General features: G+C 64.8%; 21 protein-coding genes and 1 tRNA gene. 18 read left to right on the top strand and 4 right to left on the bottom strand.

Annotated elements, in window-relative coordinates:
- The first annotated feature begins 100 nt into the window (after positions 1 to 100).
- The 6 genes from E7811_RS16720 (at position 101) to E7811_RS16695 (ending at position 5,619) form a co-directional block, all read left to right on the top strand.
- Positions 101 to 787 (top strand): haloacid dehalogenase type II, encoded by a 687-nt coding sequence (locus E7811_RS16720; RefSeq protein ID WP_136395808.1) that lies wholly within the window; start codon positions 101 to 103, stop codon positions 785 to 787.
- Complete coding sequence (locus E7811_RS16715) at positions 787 to 1,611, top strand: alpha/beta fold hydrolase (protein WP_136395807.1); 825 nt, start codon at positions 787 to 789, stop codon at positions 1,609 to 1,611. The genes E7811_RS16720 and E7811_RS16715 overlap by 1 nt, the downstream gene beginning before the upstream one ends.
- Positions 1,608 to 2,606 (top strand): threonine ammonia-lyase, encoded by a 999-nt coding sequence (locus E7811_RS16710; RefSeq protein ID WP_136395806.1) that lies wholly within the window; start codon positions 1,608 to 1,610, stop codon positions 2,604 to 2,606. Before E7811_RS16715 ends, E7811_RS16710 begins: the two co-directional genes overlap by 4 nt.
- Positions 2,606 to 3,394 carry a 3-oxoadipate enol-lactonase gene (gene pcaD / locus E7811_RS16705; RefSeq protein ID WP_136395805.1) on the top strand — a complete coding sequence of 263 codons (789 nt, stop codon included), beginning with the start codon at positions 2,606 to 2,608 and terminating at the stop codon, positions 3,392 to 3,394. The genes E7811_RS16710 and pcaD overlap by 1 nt, the downstream gene beginning before the upstream one ends.
- A gap of 117 nt (positions 3,395 to 3,511) precedes the next feature.
- Positions 3,512 to 4,228, top strand: coding sequence for an alpha/beta fold hydrolase (locus tag E7811_RS16700; protein ID WP_136395804.1), 717 nt, complete (start codon positions 3,512 to 3,514; stop codon positions 4,226 to 4,228).
- 152 nt (positions 4,229 to 4,380) lie between these two features.
- Positions 4,381 to 5,619 carry a mandelate racemase/muconate lactonizing enzyme family protein gene (locus tag E7811_RS16695; protein WP_136395803.1) on the top strand — a complete coding sequence of 413 codons (1,239 nt, stop codon included), beginning with the start codon at positions 4,381 to 4,383 and terminating at the stop codon, positions 5,617 to 5,619.
- 237 nt (positions 5,620 to 5,856) lie between these two features.
- Here the strand turns inward: E7811_RS16695 and E7811_RS16690 are convergent, their stop codons facing one another.
- Entirely contained in the window at positions 5,857 to 6,303 is a 447-nt protein-coding gene (locus tag E7811_RS16690) for a helix-turn-helix domain-containing protein (protein WP_136395802.1), read from the bottom strand.
- A gap of 77 nt (positions 6,304 to 6,380) precedes the next feature.
- Between E7811_RS16690 and E7811_RS16685 the strand changes: the two genes are divergently transcribed.
- From E7811_RS16685 to E7811_RS16660, 6 genes are all read left to right on the top strand, one after another.
- A complete protein-coding gene (locus E7811_RS16685; RefSeq protein WP_136395801.1) occupies positions 6,381 to 6,578 on the top strand; it encodes a hypothetical protein in 198 nt (65 codons plus the stop codon).
- On the top strand, positions 6,575 to 6,805 hold the full coding sequence (locus E7811_RS16680; protein ID WP_168733073.1) for a hypothetical protein: 231 nt from the start codon (positions 6,575 to 6,577) through the stop codon (positions 6,803 to 6,805). Before E7811_RS16685 ends, E7811_RS16680 begins: the two co-directional genes overlap by 4 nt.
- 656 nt (positions 6,806 to 7,461) lie before the next feature.
- On the top strand, positions 7,462 to 7,821 hold the full coding sequence (locus E7811_RS16675) for a hypothetical protein (RefSeq protein ID WP_136395799.1): 360 nt from the start codon (positions 7,462 to 7,464) through the stop codon (positions 7,819 to 7,821).
- Complete coding sequence (locus tag E7811_RS16670; RefSeq protein WP_136395798.1) at positions 7,818 to 8,177, top strand: phage protease; 360 nt, start codon at positions 7,818 to 7,820, stop codon at positions 8,175 to 8,177. The genes E7811_RS16675 and E7811_RS16670 overlap by 4 nt, the downstream gene beginning before the upstream one ends.
- Before the next feature lie 99 nt (positions 8,178 to 8,276).
- Positions 8,277 to 8,663, top strand: a complete 387-nt coding sequence (locus E7811_RS16665; RefSeq protein ID WP_136395797.1) for a hypothetical protein — start codon at positions 8,277 to 8,279, stop codon at positions 8,661 to 8,663.
- 150 nt (positions 8,664 to 8,813) lie between these two features.
- Complete coding sequence (locus tag E7811_RS16660; protein WP_136395796.1) at positions 8,814 to 9,122, top strand: hypothetical protein; 309 nt, start codon at positions 8,814 to 8,816, stop codon at positions 9,120 to 9,122.
- Here the strand turns inward: E7811_RS16660 and E7811_RS16655 are convergent.
- Positions 9,097 to 9,285, bottom strand: coding sequence for a hypothetical protein (locus E7811_RS16655; RefSeq protein ID WP_136395795.1), 189 nt, complete (start codon positions 9,283 to 9,285; stop codon positions 9,097 to 9,099). The two genes, E7811_RS16660 and E7811_RS16655, sit on opposite strands and share 26 nt — an antisense overlap.
- A gap of 50 nt (positions 9,286 to 9,335) precedes the next feature.
- Here E7811_RS16655 and E7811_RS16650 point away from each other — a divergent pair, with 50 nt between their 5' ends.
- Together E7811_RS16650 and E7811_RS16645 are read left to right on the top strand one after the other, a co-directional pair.
- The gene (locus E7811_RS16650) at positions 9,336 to 9,653 is read left to right on the top strand and encodes an antibiotic biosynthesis monooxygenase family protein (RefSeq protein ID WP_136395794.1); all 318 of its coding nucleotides are present in this window, start codon (positions 9,336 to 9,338) and stop codon (positions 9,651 to 9,653) included.
- Positions 9,654 to 9,690: 37 nt separating this feature from the next.
- Positions 9,691 to 10,278: an NYN domain-containing protein gene (locus tag E7811_RS16645; RefSeq protein ID WP_136395793.1), complete on the top strand. Its 588-nt coding sequence runs from the start codon at positions 9,691 to 9,693 to the stop codon at positions 10,276 to 10,278.
- Here E7811_RS16645 and uvrB read toward each other — a convergent pair.
- Positions 10,275 to 12,458, bottom strand: coding sequence for an excinuclease ABC subunit UvrB (uvrB, locus tag E7811_RS16640; RefSeq protein ID WP_136395792.1), 2,184 nt, complete (start codon positions 12,456 to 12,458; stop codon positions 10,275 to 10,277). The genes E7811_RS16645 and uvrB overlap by 4 nt on opposite strands.
- A 387-nt stretch (positions 12,459 to 12,845) precedes the next feature.
- On the opposite strand from uvrB, the gene E7811_RS16635 reads away from it, so the two are divergent.
- The 4 genes from E7811_RS16635 (at position 12,846) to E7811_RS16620 (ending at position 14,709) form a co-directional block, all read left to right on the top strand.
- A complete protein-coding gene (locus E7811_RS16635) occupies positions 12,846 to 13,157 on the top strand; it encodes an ETC complex I subunit (protein WP_136395791.1) in 312 nt (103 codons plus the stop codon).
- A complete protein-coding gene (locus E7811_RS16630) occupies positions 13,157 to 13,618 on the top strand; it encodes a GNAT family N-acetyltransferase (RefSeq protein WP_136395790.1) in 462 nt (153 codons plus the stop codon). Before E7811_RS16635 ends, E7811_RS16630 begins: the two co-directional genes overlap by 1 nt.
- 30 nt (positions 13,619 to 13,648) lie before the next feature.
- Positions 13,649 to 13,725: transfer RNA gene (locus tag E7811_RS16625), tRNA-Arg, on the top strand.
- 33 nt (positions 13,726 to 13,758) lie between these two features.
- Positions 13,759 to 14,709, top strand: a complete 951-nt coding sequence (locus E7811_RS16620) for a class I SAM-dependent methyltransferase (RefSeq protein ID WP_136395789.1) — start codon at positions 13,759 to 13,761, stop codon at positions 14,707 to 14,709.
- A 50-nt stretch (positions 14,710 to 14,759) separates the two neighbouring features.
- On the opposite strand, the gene lepA is transcribed toward E7811_RS16620, so the two are convergent.
- Positions 14,760 to 16,559: a translation elongation factor 4 gene (gene lepA, locus E7811_RS16615; protein ID WP_136395788.1), complete on the bottom strand. Its 1,800-nt coding sequence runs from the start codon at positions 16,557 to 16,559 to the stop codon at positions 14,760 to 14,762.
- Between the last annotated feature and the right edge of the window lie 398 nt (positions 16,560 to 16,957).

Genomic DNA, 16,957 nt, shown 5'->3' with positions numbered 1-16,957 from the left:
TCCAGCGTCGCGTTTGCCGCGCCCCGGCAATTGGGCATCCTGTCGCCCCCTTTTCCTTGGCCCGTCGCTGTGCCAGTTTCCCCCGGACAGGAGGAAACCGATGCCGATCCAAGCCGTGGTCTTCGATGCCTATGGCACGCTGTTCGACGTCGCCGGCGCCGCGCGTGCCGCTGCGGCCGAACCGGGGGGCGAAAGGCTGGCCGCGATCTGGCCCAGGCTGGCCGAAGACTGGCGCCGAAAGCAGCTAGAATACACCTGGCTGCGCGCCATCACCCGCATCCACGCCGATTTCGCGAAGGTGACAGCCGATGGTCTTGACTGGGCGATGGAGGCGGCGGGGCTGGTCGATCCGGCGCTGCGCGCGCGCCTGCTGGCGCTTTACGATGCGCTGCCCGCCTATTCCGAGGTGCCCGCCGTTCTGGCCGCGCTGAAGGGGCACGGCCTTGCGACGGCGATCCTTTCCAACGGCGCCCCCGCGATGCTGGGCGCGGCGGTCCGGTCGGCCGGCATCGGCGCGCATCTGGATGCCGTCCTCTCGGTGGAGGAGGTCGGGGTCTTCAAGCCCGACGCGCGGGTCTATTCCCTGGCCACTGCCCGGTTCGGCCTGCGCCCGGAACAGGTTCTGTTCGTCTCGTCGAACGGCTGGGACGTGGCGGGCGCTTCCGGCTACGGCTTTGCCACCGTCTGGGTGAACCGCGCGGGCCTGCCGCAGGACCGCCTGTCGCATGGCCCGGCCCATGTGATGCCCGACCTGTCCGCCATTCCCGACCTTGCAAGGGCGCTCTGATGCAGCATTTTCACACCACCGACGGCACGCGCATCGCCTTTCTCGACGAAGGCGAGGGCCTGCCGCTTTTGTGCCTGCCGGGCCTGACGCGGACGCATGGCGATTTCGACTATCTCAAACCCCACCTGCCCCCCCTGCGCCTGATCCGCATGGATTACCGCGGGCGCGGCGGCAGCCAGTGGACCGGCGCCGCCACCTATAACGTGCCTCAGGAAGCGCGCGACGCGCTTGAACTGCTGGATCATCTGGGCATCGGCAAGGCCGCGGTCATCGGAACCTCGCGCGGGGGGATGATCGGCATGCTGCTGGCCGCGATGGCCCGCGACCGGCTGCTTGGGCTTTGCCTGAACGACATCGGCCCGGTGATCGAACGCCGCGGGCTGGAGCGGATCTTCGACTATGTCGGGCGCAACCCGCGCGCCCGCACGCACGAGGACCTGGCCGCCGCCCTGCCCGGCACCATGCCCGGCTTTGCCAACGTGCCCGCCGACCGCTGGCTGGCCGAGGCGCGGCTGCATTACCACGCGGCCGACCGGGGCCTGAAGATCACCTACGACCCTGCCCTGCGCGATGCGTTCCTTGACGCGTTCAAGGGCCCGCCCGTGGACCTTTGGCCCCTGTTCGACGCCTGTGCCGGGTTGCCCGTGGCGCTGATCCGCGGCGCGAATTCGGATCTTCTGTCACCCGAGACCGTGGCCGAGATGCGCCGCCGCCGCCCCGACATGATCTTTGCCGATGTGCCCGACCGCGCACATATCCCCTTCCTCGACGAACCCGAAAGCCTTTCGGTGATCGCACGCTTTCTCAAGGCCCTGCCCGCATGACGTCCACCCCGCACCAGACCGCCCCCGGCATCGTCGAGATCGAGGCCACCGCCCTCAGGCTGCGCGACCATGTGCTGCGCACGCCGCTGCTCCATTCGCCGTTTCTGGATGCGATCGCCGGGCGGCGCCTGCTGGTGAAGGCGGAATGCCTTCAGCCCACCGGCAGCTTCAAGGTGCGCGGGGGATGGGCGGCGGTTTCGGCCCTTGCCCCCGAGGTGCGGGCGCGCGGGGTGATCGCCTATTCCTCGGGCAACCATGCGCAGGGCGTGGCACGGGCGGCGGCGGCGATGGGGGCACCCTGCGTCATCGTCATGCCCGCCGACGCCCCGCGGGTGAAGATCGACAACACCAGGGCGCTTGGCGCCGAGGTGGTGCTCTATGATCGCGAAACGGACGACCGGGACGCGATCGGCGGCGCGATCGCTTCGGACCGCGGCCTAACGCTGATCAAGCCGTTCGACGACCCGCAGGTCATTGCAGGCCAGGGAACGGCGGGCCTCGAACTGGCAGAGCAGGCCGCACATCTTGAGGCGCTGCACGCCGATGTGCTGGTCTGCTGCGGCGGTGGCGGGCTTGCCGCCGGGATCGCGCTGGCGCTGGAAAGCCGCGCGCCGGGCCTGCGTGTGCGCACCTGCGAACCGGCGGGCTTCGATGACACCGCGCGGTCACTGGCCAGCGGCACCCGCCAGCGCAACGCGACAATGGGCGGATCGGTCTGCGATGCCATCGTCACGCCCTCGCCAGGCCTGCTGACGCTGCCGGTTCTGGAACGTCTGGCGGGGCCGGGCCTTGTGGTCACGGATGACGAGGCCCTGCACGCCATGGCGCTGGCGTTCCAGCACCTGCACATCGTGCTGGAGCCGGGCGGCGCGGTCAGCCTCGCCGCGGCCCTGTTCCGCAAGGACGAAATCGCGGGCGACACGGTGTTCTGCATCGCCACCGGCGGCAATGTGGATCCCGCGCTTTATCGCGAAACGCTGACCCGCTTCGCCTGATGCCGACAGTCTTTCTTCCCGATCTTCGCCTAAGCTATCAGGACGATGGCCCGAAAGACGGGCCTGCGGTGGTTCTTCTGCACGCGCTTGGCCTTGATGGCGGTCTTTTCGATCCGATCCTGCCATTGCTTCCGACCGGCCTGCGGCTCATCCGTCCCGACATGCGCGGGCATGGCCGGTCAGACGTGCCCGACCCGCCCTACGCGATGGGGGCGCTGGTCCGCGATGTAGAACGGCTGATGGAACACCTGGCGGTGAAAGAGGCGGTGGTGCTGGGTCTGTCCATCGGCGGGATGATCGCGCAGGGGCTGGCCGTCAAGCGGCTGGATCTGGTGCGGGGGCTGATCCTGTCGAACACCGCCGCGCGGATCGGCATCGCCCCCCATTGGGACGCGCGGATCGAGGCGGTCCGCACAGGCGGCATGGCCGCCATTGCCGATGCGACAGTGGAACGCTGGTTCGGGCGGTCTTTCCGGCTCGCAGGCGGGGCAGAACCGTTCCGGCAAAGGCTGCTGGCCTGCGACCCGCGCGGCTGGACGGGAGGCGCCGCCGCGATCGCGGGCACCGATTTCTACACCCCGACGGCAACGCTTACCCTGCCCGCGCTGGCGATCGCCGGGGCGGATGACGGATCGACACCGCCCGATCTGGTGCGCGAAACGGCCGAACTGATCCTCGGGGCCGATTTCTGCCTGATCCGCGGCGCAGGGCACCTGCCGTTCGTGGAAAAACCCGCGGAATATGCCGCCGCGGTTACGGGATTTCTGACCCGGATCGCCCATGTCTGACCTTGCCCATGTCTGACCTTGCCCATGTCTGACCTTGACCATGTCTGAAACCGATCAATCCACAGGCCTTGGGCCGCAACTTCGCCCCTTGACCTGCACAAACCCGACAGGTGCGCCATGACCGACCTTCTGCTTGTCCACGGTTCCTGCCACGGCGCCTGGTGCTGGCGCGACGTGATCCCCGCGCTGGCGGCCGAGGGCCTGACCGCCCGCGCGATCGACCTGCCCGCACATGGCGACGATCCGACCCCGGCCTCGGACGCGAGGCTCGAAGGCTATGCGCGGGCGATCCTTGACGCGATCGACCGCCCGACGATCGTGGTCGGTCATTCGATGGCGGGTTTCCCGATTTCGCTGGCCGCGGAAATGGACCCGGAACGGGTCGCCATGCTGGTCTATGTCTGCGCCTATGTACCCGTTTCCGGCCATTCGCTCGCCCGGATGCGCAAGGACGGGCCGCGACAGCCCCTGGCCCCCGCGATCCGCCTGTCGGAGGATCGCGTCACATTCTCCTTCGATCCCGCGATGATCGAGGACAAGTTCTATCATGACTGCCCGCCAGGCACGGTGGATTTCGCCGCGCGGCACCTCTGCCCCGAACCGGTCCTGCCGCAGGAAACCCCCGTGATCCTGACTGGGCGCTATGGCAGCGTGCCGCGCCACTACATCCGCTGCACCGAAGACCGCGCCATCCCGCCCGAATATCAGGAAACCATGGCGGCCGCCTTTCCACCTGGGCATGTGACGACGCTTCCCACCTCGCATTCGCCCTTCTTCGCGGCACCCGAGGCGCTCGCCGCGCGCCTCCGCCGCATCGCGGACAGCCTTGGCTGATCCGAAAGCGGCATGTTTGCGTCGCGTTCCGGCTGGCCTTTGACCAAAGGCCCGGTCATCTTGGGCGGCGGAAATCGCAATCGGCCCCGCGAAGACGCGGCGGTGGCCCGCCATCATCATCTGAGCCGGCCCGTTCCGGCAGGAGCCAAGGCATGAAACTGCAAGACCTCGAGATCTTCGTCGTCGCCCCCCCGGCACCGGGCTGGGGCGGGCGCTACTGGATCTTTCCGAAACTGACCACCGCCTGCGGGATCACCGGCTATGGCGAATGCTATGCCGCAACCGTCGGCCCCGAGGCGATGCGCGCGGTGATCGCGGATGTCTTTGCCCGCCACATGCAGGGCGAAAACCCCGAGAACATCGAACTGATGTTCCGCCGCGTCTATTCCTCGGGCTTCACGCAGCGCCCCGACCCGACCGTCATGGGCGCCTTCGCGGGGCTGGAAATCGCCTGCTGGGACATCCTCGGCAAGGCGCGCAACCGGCCGGTCTGGGCGCTTCTGGGCGGGCGGATGAACGACCGCATCCGCAGTTACACCTACCTTTACCCCGACGAGGGGCAGGACCATTCCGAGTTCTGGGTCAACCCCGACTGGCAGGCCGAAGCGGCGGCAAAGGCCGTTGCGCAGGGCTTCACCGCAGTGAAGTTCGATCCCGCCGGCCCCTACACGATCCGCGGCGGGCACGAACCCGCGATGTCCGACATCACCCGGTCGGTCGCCTTCTGTCATGCCATCCGGCAGGCGATGGGGGACCGGGCCGATCTTCTGTTCGGCACGCATGGCCAGTTCACCACGCCGGGCGCGATCCGCCTTGGCCAGGCGCTGGAACCCTACAACCCGCTCTGGTACGAAGAGCCGATCCCGCCCGACAACCTGCTGGAATTCGCCGAGGTCGCGCGCCATGTCCGCATCCCGCTGGCCACTGGCGAACGGCTGACAACCAAGGCCGAATTCGGCGCGCTCCTGCGCATGGGCGGGGTCAAGATCCTGCAACCGGCGCTTGGGCGTTCCGGCGGGATATGGGAAACGAAGAAGATCGCCGCGATGGCCGAGATCTTCAACGCCGAGATGGCGCCGCATCTTTACGCAGGCCCGGTCGAATGGGCGGCCAATGTGCATCTCGCCGCTTCGATCCCGAACCTTCTCATTGCCGAGACGATCCAGACCGGCGGGGCGTTCCACCTTGCGCTGATCCGCAATTCGATCCGGTGGGAGGACGGCTACATCGTCCCGCCCGAGGCCCCCGGCCTCGGCATCGACTTCGACGAGGATCTCGCCCGCGCCCATCCCTTCACCGGAACCGGCCTGCACCTGCAGATGCAGGAAGCACCCTGCGACTATCGCCACGGCAACCGCTTCGAAGGGGGCGCCCCCAGCAGCAAGGCCTGACCCGTTTCACCCTGACGGAAATACCCCGCGGGGGTCCGGGGGCGCGAAGCCCTGACGCGGCACTTTCTTGTTCGGAATGAGGCGCGGCGATTGGGGCACCTTTTGATTGGGTAAAAATCGCAGCGAACACAACGGCTTGGCCTGATTTCATTCTGGACAAGATAGTGCCACGCGGGGCGGGCGCTACGTTGTTGATTTTATTGGATGTGGAGGGGATTGCGAAACCTATTGCGAAACCTATTTCGCGCCAAAGAATTCCTTGGCAACAATTAAATCAAGTGCCCGTGTTGGTTGTTCGATCTCATTATCTGCCATTACCGAGGCAATCTCATGAGCTGCACGGCCATGTTCCTCGGCAAGCGCTGTGCCAAGTTCTTGGCCAAGTCTCACAAAGGCGGTGTAATCATCCAACATCGGGCGTTTGTCGCGCATCAACCGCATAAGTGCTAGTTGCATTGCGGCCTTCTCCAAGGGTGCCCACTGATCCCAAGGCGTTTCGCCATAGAACTTGCGCGTGTCGGCACTGTTTGCGATTTCTACATACTTTGCAGGAACGGAACCGCGATTTCGCCAAGTCGCTACCGTGCTTCTCCCGAGCTTAAGTGCCCTCGCAAGCTCTTGATCTGTATCGACAAGATACCGAGCCTTTAGCTTGTCAATTATGATATCCCAATCGTGGATCACATTGTGACCCTTTTAGCTCACACGTGAGCCTTTAGTGTTGCATCCTGCGGCGCCGGTTATCTTGCGAAGGATGTTTCATGTCTACAGTAGCAATCTGCAAATTGAAAGAAGTGCGGGCCGAACTGATCCTGCGCGGCACATCGTTTAACGCGTTCTGCCTCGAACATGGTTTCGTCCGGCAGGCGGTCACTTTTGCCTTGACCGGAAAGAGGTCTGGCCCACGGTCGCAAGACCTTGCCAAGCGGTTCCTTGCGAAGGTGCGCGAAACCGCATGAAAACCATTTGCGCCGAAGCCTTCGCCGAAGTTGTTGGCATGTCCCCCCAAGCGGCCCGGAAAGCCTTCCGCCGCGCGTCCGAGGGGCATGCCTGGCGGGGCGAGGTGTTGCCGGTTGTCGCGGTGCCGGGGCAAAAGGGCGGGAACGGGGGCACGGTCTGGGCACTTGACCTTGACCGGTGCAGCCCGACGTTGCGGGCCAAGCTGGACGCGGCGGGGGGGCGATGATACGGCCCTTGAAGGGGCCATTCAAAGCATCGGTGAAGGTCGCTTCAAGGTGCAGGCGGATCTCCTGCGGATCATCCAGCCCATTCTGGACATGCCCAAGGGTTCGGCCGAGCGGGCGGAGGGGGCAGCGCAAGGAAACCGGCCTTGCCGCGCGCGTGCTGGACGAAGAGGCCTTCGATATCGTGATTTCCCGCGAGGAAACCCGCGTTCTGCGTCAAAGCACTCTGTTGATTGGCAAAGACCGGCAAGGGCGGTGCGAAAGTGCCGCCCTTTCTCGTTTTGCCGCCAGAGCGCGCCACAGGGCCGCTTGTGGCGTTCCGGCCCCGTTGCCCCGTCGCGGGGGCCTCTTGCGTCTGTGGCCCCGTTTAATGGGGCTTTAACGGGCAGGTTGCGGGGGTGACAGTTGCGGGGCTTGCCCGGTGCGGCGCGAGGGCGTAACGTACTACCGTGCGACACTTGCCAGTCGGGCTTGACCCGGTGAGGGATAGGGCACCCCTCCGCACCGCCGCGCCAAAGCAATTTTCGGTCAGCCGGTCAACCATGTGACTGCGAGGGCAGGCCCGTCCCTCTTGGCGCGGTGTCCCGCACCGCCGCGAACGCTTCCCCCGACAATTGTCAAGGTCGGACAGGTGACAGGGTTTCCCTACCCTGTGCGCATGGCAAACGACCTGTTCCCGAACCTGCTTTTCCCGACCTGTGCCGAGTGCGCCGGTATCGACATGCACGTTCCTGAAATGCTTTGGGACATCGAAGACGAATGCGGCTTTGACGTGCTGAAACCTTTCCTTCTGGAATATGCCGGTCGGGAACTTCGCGTGACGCCGAAGGACGCCCATGACTACAGCGACGATCCGGTTGCCGTCGTCAAGCGACACCTGAGCTTTGCCCTTGGACAGCGCCTGAAGATCACCGTGCCGCAAGGCCCTGCGTCACGTGAGGCGCGCCTTCGCTGGACGATCCATCAGGCCCTTAGGCAAGGGCAATCCCTCAACACGATTTCCAAGCGGACCGGATGAGGGAACCGGACCCGGCCAAGTTCATGCCGGTTGAGGCGGTGCAGGCCCTGCTTTCGGAACGGGCGGAAATGACCGCGCGCATGAGCCAGATGGACGCCGAAGACCGGGTTGACGAGGCCATGCGCGAAGGCTTTATCTCGCCCGCCATGCGCCCTAGGGCGGTGGCCCTGTGCCGCCGCGACAAGGCCGCATTTGACGGTTTCCTTGCCGCCGCCCCGCCCACCTTCAAGCACCTGCACAGGATGACCAAAGAGCCAATCCGCAAGGGCGTTCTGCGGATCAACGGCGAGATTGCGGGCACCGTTGACGACGAGATCGCCGCACGGCTGGGCATCGACCCCGCCGCCATGCGGTGAGGCAAAAGGGCCGGCTTCCCGGTTGACCGGCCCCGAGCGGCCCGCGGCGTTTTCTCCTTTTTCCGCCGCAGGCCGCGCCTTGAATGCGAGGGAAATGAAATGACAAGCGACTTCCGTTCCGAACTGCGCGCAGCCCTGGCCGAACTCCGTGCAAGCCACGCGGCACAGGGCAGGGCGATAAAGGCCCTTGAAGCCGCCCTTGAAGGGGCTGTTCAAGGGGCCATTGCAGGCCAGCCCGAGGCCACCGCGCCCCCTTCGGAACATCGCCGCAAGCACAAGCCGGGACGCCCGCCCAAAATTGAAGGCGACCCCGAGTTGCGCGCGTTCATCGCCGCACGCGTGGCAAGCTTGACCTTCCACCAGATCGCCGATGAAGTCGCCGCGCACTTCCCGCCCGCCGCGTTGGCAAAACCGCAATCTGGGACTGGTGGAAAACCCACGGCAATAACGCCTGACTTTCCCACTTTTCCGGACGATCCGGGCTAGCCTGCGAACCCCCGCCGTCGTCCGTTCATTCTGGACAAGATAGTGCCATGTTGAATTAGAAGGTGACATAACAGCCCCCGGCCTTTCCTGCCTCTCACGGACAGGCCGCCGTTCACCTTCCGTTAACCCCGATCCCCCACCATCCGTGGGATGCGCGCCCTGGTCCTTGCCCTCGCCCTGCCCTGCCTCGCCTGCGGCGCCCAGCCGGCGCCGGTGATGTGGGGCGCCGACCGGTTCGAGACGACAGTGGACGGGCGGCGCTATGTGGTCTTTCGCAAGGACGACACGGTCGAGGTGATCCGCCTCGGCCTTGCCCGCCCCGGCGAACACCGCGCCATCCGCGCGGCGATGATCGACCTTGCGCAAAGGATGACCGGATGCAGCCTTGTCGCCTCGACGATGGCCGGCGACTCGGGCGAAATGCGCGGCCGTCTCACCTGCCCCGAGACGGCCCGATGACCAGCACCCACAGCGCATAGGCCCCCGCCGCCAGGAACAGGATGCCCCAACCCGGATGTCCCGTCAGGAATTCGAACACGCCCCAGAGGCTGGGAAGAAGGATCGTGGCCCACCTCGCAAGGGGATTGCGGAAAAAAGGGTGGTTCGGGTCAAGGAACTGCATGATGTTCCGCGCCTTTTCTGGCAGACTTGCGCATGAGGAGGACCACGACCATGCCGCAGATCACCGCCGATTTTCAAGGCCAGACCGTCATCACCACCTTCGAGATGACCCCGGCGACCGCCGACGACCTTCTAGATGCGCTGCGCGATGCCTACCGCGAGGTGATCTCGAAGCAGCCCGGCTTCCGGTCCGCCGCGCTACATGTCAACGACGCCCGCACCCGCATCTGCAACTATTCGAAATGGGACAGCCGGCAGGATTACCAGGCCATGCTGCGCACCCCCGAGATGCGCGAACGGAACCGCCACATCAACACGTTGTGCAAGGGGTTCGAGCCGGTGATGTACGAGGTGGCCGAGGTGCTGTGACCCACAGACAAACCCTTATCGGAAATTTGGATGCATCATGTCCCTCGACGAAATTGCCGCCTTGCTGGACAGGGCCTTTCTTCATTTGCACGCCGCCGGACTGCCGGACCTTTCCTTGATCGAAATCGTCGCGGCCCTTGCCCTGACAATTCTGTTCTTTCAACTCTTTCGATGGGTTATCGGCCTTCTCGCCCGATTGGGGCCGAAACGACCGGTCATTATCGTCGATGGATCCAATGTCATGCATTGGGACGACGGCGAACCCAAAATGGAGGTGGTAGGACGGGTCGTGCAGGAAATCGTCGGCTGGGGATTTGACCCGGTGATCTGGTTTGACGCCAATGTGGGCTACAAGGTTTCAGACCGATACCTGGGGCCACAACAACTTGCGACGGCCCTCGGCGTGCCGGCCAAGCGGATCAACGTCGCCCCCAAGGGCACACCGGCCGATCCGCTCTTGCTGACCCAAGCAGTCCAGCTCGGCGCTCAAATCGTGACGAACGACCGCTATCGTGACTGGGAGGAAAGCCACCCCCGGATCAGGGAACCGGGCTTTCTGATCCGGGGGCGGGTGACGGGTTCGGGCATCGACCTGCCCCGACCGGCCAAGGCCGCGAAACCCTAGCGCCGCCCCCGCCGCTTGTTCCCGCCCCGCTGGCCTGCCCGGCCCGCGGTGGACCGGCCGGAGGAGGCGACGGCGGCCTCGACGGCCTCGTCGATCACTGACTGGCGGGCCAGCGGATCGTCGGCCACGGCCAGTTCGACCGCTTCCAGCCGCTTAACCTCGTCGCGCAGGCGCGCGGCCTCCTCGAACTCCAGATTCTCGGCGGCCTTGCGCATCTGGGCGCGCAGCGCGTCCAGATGGGCGGCCAGATTGCTGCCGACCATGGGCTTGTCTACCTTGGTCGTCACGCGGGACTGGTCGGTGTCGCCCTGCCACAGCCCGGCCAGCACATCCTCGACGTTCTTCTTCACCGTCTGCGGTGTGATGCCATGCGCCTCGTTATAGGCCATCTGCTTTTCCCGGCGGCGGTTTGTTTCGGCCAGCGCCCGTTCCATGCTGCCGGTGATCCGGTCGGCATACATGATGACGCGGCCTTCTGCGTTGCGCGCCGCCCGCCCGATCGTCTGGATCAGCGAGGTTTCGGACCGCAGGAACCCTTCCTTGTCGGCGTCGAGGATGGCCACCAGACCGCATTCGGGAATGTCGAGCCCCTCGCGCAGCAGGTTGATCCCCACCAGCACGTCGAAGGCCCCCAGCCTGAGGTCGCGGAGGATCTCGATCCGTTCGATCGTGTCGATGTCCGAATGCATGTAGCGCACCCGGATGCCCTGTTCGTGCATGTAATCGGTCAGGTCCTCGGCCATCCGTTTGGTCAGCGTCGTGACCAGCGTGCGGAAGCCCGCCTGCGCCACGCGGCGCACCTCGTCCAGCAGGTCGTCCACCTGCATCTCGACCGGGCGGATTTCCACCACCGGGTCCAGAAGGCCCGTGGGACGGATCACCTGTTCGGCAAAGACCCCACCCGCCTGTTCCAGCTCCCACGCGGCCGGCGTCGCGCTGACGAACACCGATTGCGGGCGCATCGCATCCCATTCCTCGAACTTCAGCGGGCGGTTGTCCATGCAACTGGGCAGGCGGAACCCGTGTTCGGCCAGCGTGAACTTGCGCCGGTAGTCGCCGCGATACATGCCACCGATCTGCGGCACGGTGACATGGGATTCGTCGGCAAAGACGATGGCATTGTCGGGGATGAATTCGAACAGGGTGGGCGGGGGTTCGCCCGGCGCGCGTCCGGTCAGGTAGCGCGAGTAATTTTCGATCCCGTTGCAGACGCCGGTGGCCTCCAGCATTTCCAGATCGAAATTCGTCCGCTGTTCCAGCCGCTGCGCTTCCAGAAGCTTGCCCTCGCCGATCAGATGTTCCAGACGCTGCGCCAGTTCCGCCTTGATGCCCTTGATCGCCTGCTGCATCGTCGGGCGCGGAGTCACATAGTGCGAATTCGCATAGATGCGGATCTGGCGGAACGTGTCGGTCTTGGCCCCGGTCAGGGGGTCGAACTCGATGATCGCCTCAAGCTCGTCGCCAAAGAAGGAAAACCGCCAGGCGCGGTCTTCAAGGTGGGCGGGCCAGACCTCGACACTGTCGCCGCGCACCCGGAAACTGCCGCGGGCAAAGGCCTGATCGTTGCGGCGGTATTGCTGGGCCACCAGTTCGGCCATCACCTGACGCTGGTTGTAGGCTTGCCCCACGACCAGATCCTGCGTCATCGCCGAATAGGTTTCAACCGAACCGATGCCATAGATGCAGCTGACCGAGGCCACGATGATCACGTCATCACGTTCCAGCAGCGCCCGCGTGGCCGAATGGCGCATCCGGTCGATCTGTTCGTTGATCTGGCTTTCCTTCTCGATATAGGTGTCCGACCGCGGCACATAGGCCTCGGGCTGGTAGTAATCGTAGTAGGATACGAAGTATTCCACCGCGTTATCGGGAAAGAAGCCCTTGAATTCGCCGTATAATTGCGCAGCCAGCGTCTTGTTCGGCGCAAGGATGATCGCCGGCCGCTGGGTTTCCTCGATCACCTTGGCCATGGTGAAGGTCTTGCCCGTGCCCGTCGCCCCCAGCAGCACCTGGTTGCGTTCGCCCGCCATCACCCCGCCCGCCAGTTCCGCGATCGCCGTGGGCTGGTCGCCCGCCGGCTGAAACGGCGTCTGCATCACGAACCGGCGCCCGCCTTCCAGCTTGGGGCGGGTCAGGACCTCGGGCCGGGGGGCCGGAGCGTTGGTGTTGTTGTGGGGCATGGGGTGATTCCTGTCAGGCACCACAGAGTTGATCTGTTTTTGTTCTGGTTCAAGGGCCGTGAGAAGGTTCTGTTAACCACGGTTGCGGCAGTCTTGAGAAAGGCGATTCAATTTTACCGAAAATTCCCCAGAAGAATGCATCTTTCGGTTGATTCGCGCCGCAACCTGTTGCAACCTAATCCGGCAAGCAGCTACTGCTGTCGACCGGGCGCACCACACACCCCACCCACACTCCCCGCACCCGGTCGACAGCTTCTTGCCAGCGCCCCTGCGCGTGCGCCACTGCCCCGAACCTTCCGGAAATCGGCATCGGCGGCCCCTTGCGGCCTTGCCTTGGCTTGGGCTTTTCGCCAAATAGAGGGCAAGCCAGACCGAAGGAGTCCGCCCATGCGCGCGCGCATCTACCAGCCTGCGAAGACCGCCATGCAATCGGGAACCGCCAAGACGCAGCAATGGATCCTGGAATTCGCCCCGGCCAGCGCGCGCGAGGTCGATCCGCTGATGGGCTGGACCTCGTCCAGCGACACCAATGCCCAGGTGCGTCTTCGCTTTGAAAGCCGCGAGGCGGCGGAGGCCTATGCCAAGGCGCACGGGATCGACGCCGACGTGATCCTGCCGAAGCCGCGCAAGGCCAACATCCGCCCGATGGGCTATGGCGAGAATTTCGCCACCAACCGGCGCGGCGCCTGGACGCATTGATGATCTCCATCGCGCGGGAAAAGCCGACGGGGGCCGATCTTGGCCTTCTGTTTGAGCGCCATACGGCCGACATGCACGCCGACACGCCGCCCGAAAGCATCCACATGATGGATGCGGGCGAACTGGACCGCCCTGACATCTGGTTTTTCGTGATGCGCGACGGCGCGCGCCCGGTGGGCATGGGCGCCTTCAAGCGGATCGACGACACCCATGCCGAGATCAAGTCAATGCATGTGCTGGCCGAGGAACGCGGGCGTGGCCTGTCGCGCGCCATGCTGGATCACCTGATCGCCGGCGCCCGCGCCGAGGGTTTCACCCGCCTGTCGCTGGAAACCGGCATCCAGCCCACCTTCATCGCCGCCCGCGCGCTTTACGCCAAGGCGGGGTTCGCGGAATGCCCGCCGTTCGAGGGCTACTGGGACGATCCGAACAGCGTGTTCATGACAAAGGCCCTTGATTGACCGGCATCCCTGCCGCAAAAGGGCCAGAACGGTCCCGTAGCTCAGCTGGATAGAGCAGCCGCCTTCTAAGCGGCGGGTCGGGGGTTCGAGTCCTCCCGGGATCGCCAGTGTTTGTGGAGAGTGCGTTGTCAGTTGAAACCATGAATTGGGCGCAGAAGTTTGTCGTGGACGAACTCCGCCTGCATCGCGACCTCAACCCGGATGGTGAGGTCGTGGCCGCTGTCACACCCGCAGGGGAAAAGAGGTTCGGGCCAGCCATTGCCGCGGCGGGGCTGGGGCCGTCGGTGCGGATCGTGCCCGTGGCTGAGGCGGACAACCATGACCACGGTCGGCCCGCCGTCATCTGCGTCGTGGGCGGCAATCAGGCCGACGCACGCAGTGCCTATGCCGGCTTCGGGCGCGCCAAGGCCCTTGGGGTGCCGGTTGTGTTCTGCGTTCCGGAACGGAAGATCCTTCGCACAGCGCCCGGCTGGCAGAACAGCGGGATCATGTACGAGGGGATGTTTTTCCTCGCCGCGCAGTATGCCTCGACCCTACGCCCGAGGGGCGGTGCCTATTGCGAATTCGGCGTCTTTGACGGCCGCACGTTCGTCATGGCCGCGCATGCCCTGAAGAATGTCTGCGGAACCTTCCATGCTTTCGATTCCTACAAGGGCATCGGTGGATCCCTGGCCGAGGAAGCGACGCATTTCCACGACGGGCACTATTCGGCCAACGTGCAGACCCTGCATTACAACATGCGCAGCGCCGGTGTTGGTGCCGTGCCCTATCAGGTGATCCCCGGCTATTTCCAGGACAGCCTGAAGGGACGAACCTGCCGCGATGACGGGATCGAGCATGTGGCAATCGCCCATATCGACGTCGACATCTACGAACCCGCGAAACTGGCTCTGGACTATCTGACCCCGGGCCTTCTGGATGGCGCCCTGCTGATGTTCGACGATTTCGACCAACTCGCGGCGAAGGACGATCTGGGGGAACGTCGCGCCTTGCGCGAGTGGTTGGCCGAAAACCCACAGATCACCGTCGAACTTTACCGCACATACGGCGTGTATTGCCGCGCCTTCATCGTGCATCGCAACGATCGGTAAGCGACTAGATCAGTGAACGACCCGTGCTGCCCCTGCCGGGGCGGAATCGCTCAGTTGTCCATCTTCAACGCGCTGATGAACGCTTCCTGCGGGATCTCGACCTTGCCGAACTGGCGCATCCGCTTTTTCCCGGCCTTCTGCTTTTCCAGCAGCTTGCGCTTGCGGGTGGCGTCGCCGCCATAGCACTTGGCGGTCACGTCCTTGCGCATGGCCGACAGGGTTTCGCGCGCGATGACGCGGGCGCCGATGGCGGCCTGGATCGGGATCTTGAACATGTGGCGGGGGATCAGCTCTTTCAGCTTTTCCACCATCGCGCGGCCGCGTGCCTCGGCCCGGTCGCGGTGCACCATCATCGCCAGCGCGTCCACGGGTTCCTCGTTCACGAGGATCGACATCTTCACCAGATGATCCTCGCGGTAGCCCGAAAGCTGATAGTCGAAGCTGGCATAGCCCTTGGTCACCGATTTCAGCCGGTCGTAGAAATCGAACACCACCTCGGCCAGCGGCAGGTCGTATTCGACCATCGCGCGGTTGCCCGCATAGGTCAGGTTCAGCTGGATGCCACGGCGGTCCTGGCACAGCTTCAGGATGTCGCCCAGATAGTCGTCGGGCACCATGATCGTGGCCTTGATGCGCGGCTCTTCGATATGGTCGACATAGGTCAGGTCGGGCATGTCGGCGGGGTTGTGCAGGTCGCGCACCTCGCCATCCTTCATGTGCAGCTTGAACACCACGCTGGGTGCGGTGGTGATCAGGTCAAGGTCGTATTCCCGTTCAAGCCGGTCGCGGATCACCTCGAGGTGCAGCAGACCCAGAAAACCGCAGCGGAACCCGAAGCCGAGAGCGGCCGAGGTTTCCATCTCATAGCTGAACGAGGCATCGTTCAGCGCAAGCTTTTCGATCGCGTCGCGCAACGCCTCGAAATCGTTCGCGTCCACCGGGAACAGGCCGCAGAACACCACCGGCTGTGCGGGCTTGAACCCCGGCAGCGGCTTGTCGCAGGGCTTGCGTTCATGGGTGATCGTGTCGCCCACCCTTGTGTCACGCACCTGCTTGATCGAGGCGGTCAGAACGCCGATCTCGCCCGGCCCCAGTTCGGGGATATCCACCATCTTGGGCTTCAGCACCGCCAGCTTGTCGATGCCATAGACCGCGCCCGTCTGCATCATCTTGATCCGGTCGCCCTTGCGGATGACGCCGTCCATCACCCGGATCATCACGACGACGCCCAGATAGCTGTCATACCAGCTGTCGACCAGCATCGCCTTCAAGGGCGCATTGCGGTCGCCCTTGGGGGCGGGCAGGCGGGTCACGATCGCCTCAAGCACATCGGGGATGCCAAGGCCCGTCTTGGCCGAGATCGGGATCGCATCCGAGGCATCAAGGCCGATCACGTCCTCGATGTTTTCCTTCACGCGGTCGGGGTCGGCTGCGGGCAGGTCGATCTTGTTCAGCACAGGCACGATCTCGTGCCCGGCGTCGATCGCCTGATAGACATTGGCCAGCGTCTGCGCCTCGACCCCCTGGCTGGCATCGACCACCAGAAGCGAGCCTTCGACCGCGCGCATCGACCGGCTGACCTCATAGGCGAAATCGACGTGGCCGGGGGTGTCGATCAGGTTCAGGACGTAGGTCTGCCCATCCTTCGCCGGATATTCGATCCGCACCGTGTTGGCCTTGATCGTGATCCCGCGTTCCCTCTCGATATCCATCGAGTCGAGCAGTTGCGCCTTCATGTCGCGCTCGGCCACCGTCCCCGTCATCTGGATGAGCCGGTCGGCAAGGGTGGATTTGCCGTGGTCGATATGCGCCACGATGGAGAAGTTGCGGATCTGAGAAAGCTCGGTCATGGCGCGGCATATAGCCTGTTCCTGCAAGGCCGGGAAGGGGGCGCGCGCAGGGTGGAACAACGCAGCCAGACGGCGTTGATTGCGCAACGGCAGCGATGGAAACGGCCCATGGTCAACAGACCGGTCCGGAAGTGGCCGGCGATGCCGGGCGGTGTCGCGGCACCGGCCATTTTCGCCCCGAGAATTGGCCTCGCGCCTGCGTGGCGGACCCGGCCTGCCGCAGTTCGGAGTCGTGCAGTGCCGAGTCGTGCAGCGCGGAGTGTGGCTGCCACGGAAATGACGCGTCGGCGCGATCCGGGTTGCAAGCCGCAAGTCCGGCTGTCGACCAGGCCCCCACATCATCTGGTGGCGCGCCCCACAAGCGCCGCAATGCATGGCCAGCCCTGCGCGAAAATCCG

This window comes from Aliigemmobacter aestuarii (assembly GCF_004799285.1).
GTDB lineage: Bacteria > Pseudomonadota > Alphaproteobacteria > Rhodobacterales > Rhodobacteraceae > Aliigemmobacter > Aliigemmobacter aestuarii.
The sequence above is the reverse complement of the archived record's forward strand: the minus strand, read 5'-3'. Positions and strand labels throughout refer to the sequence as shown.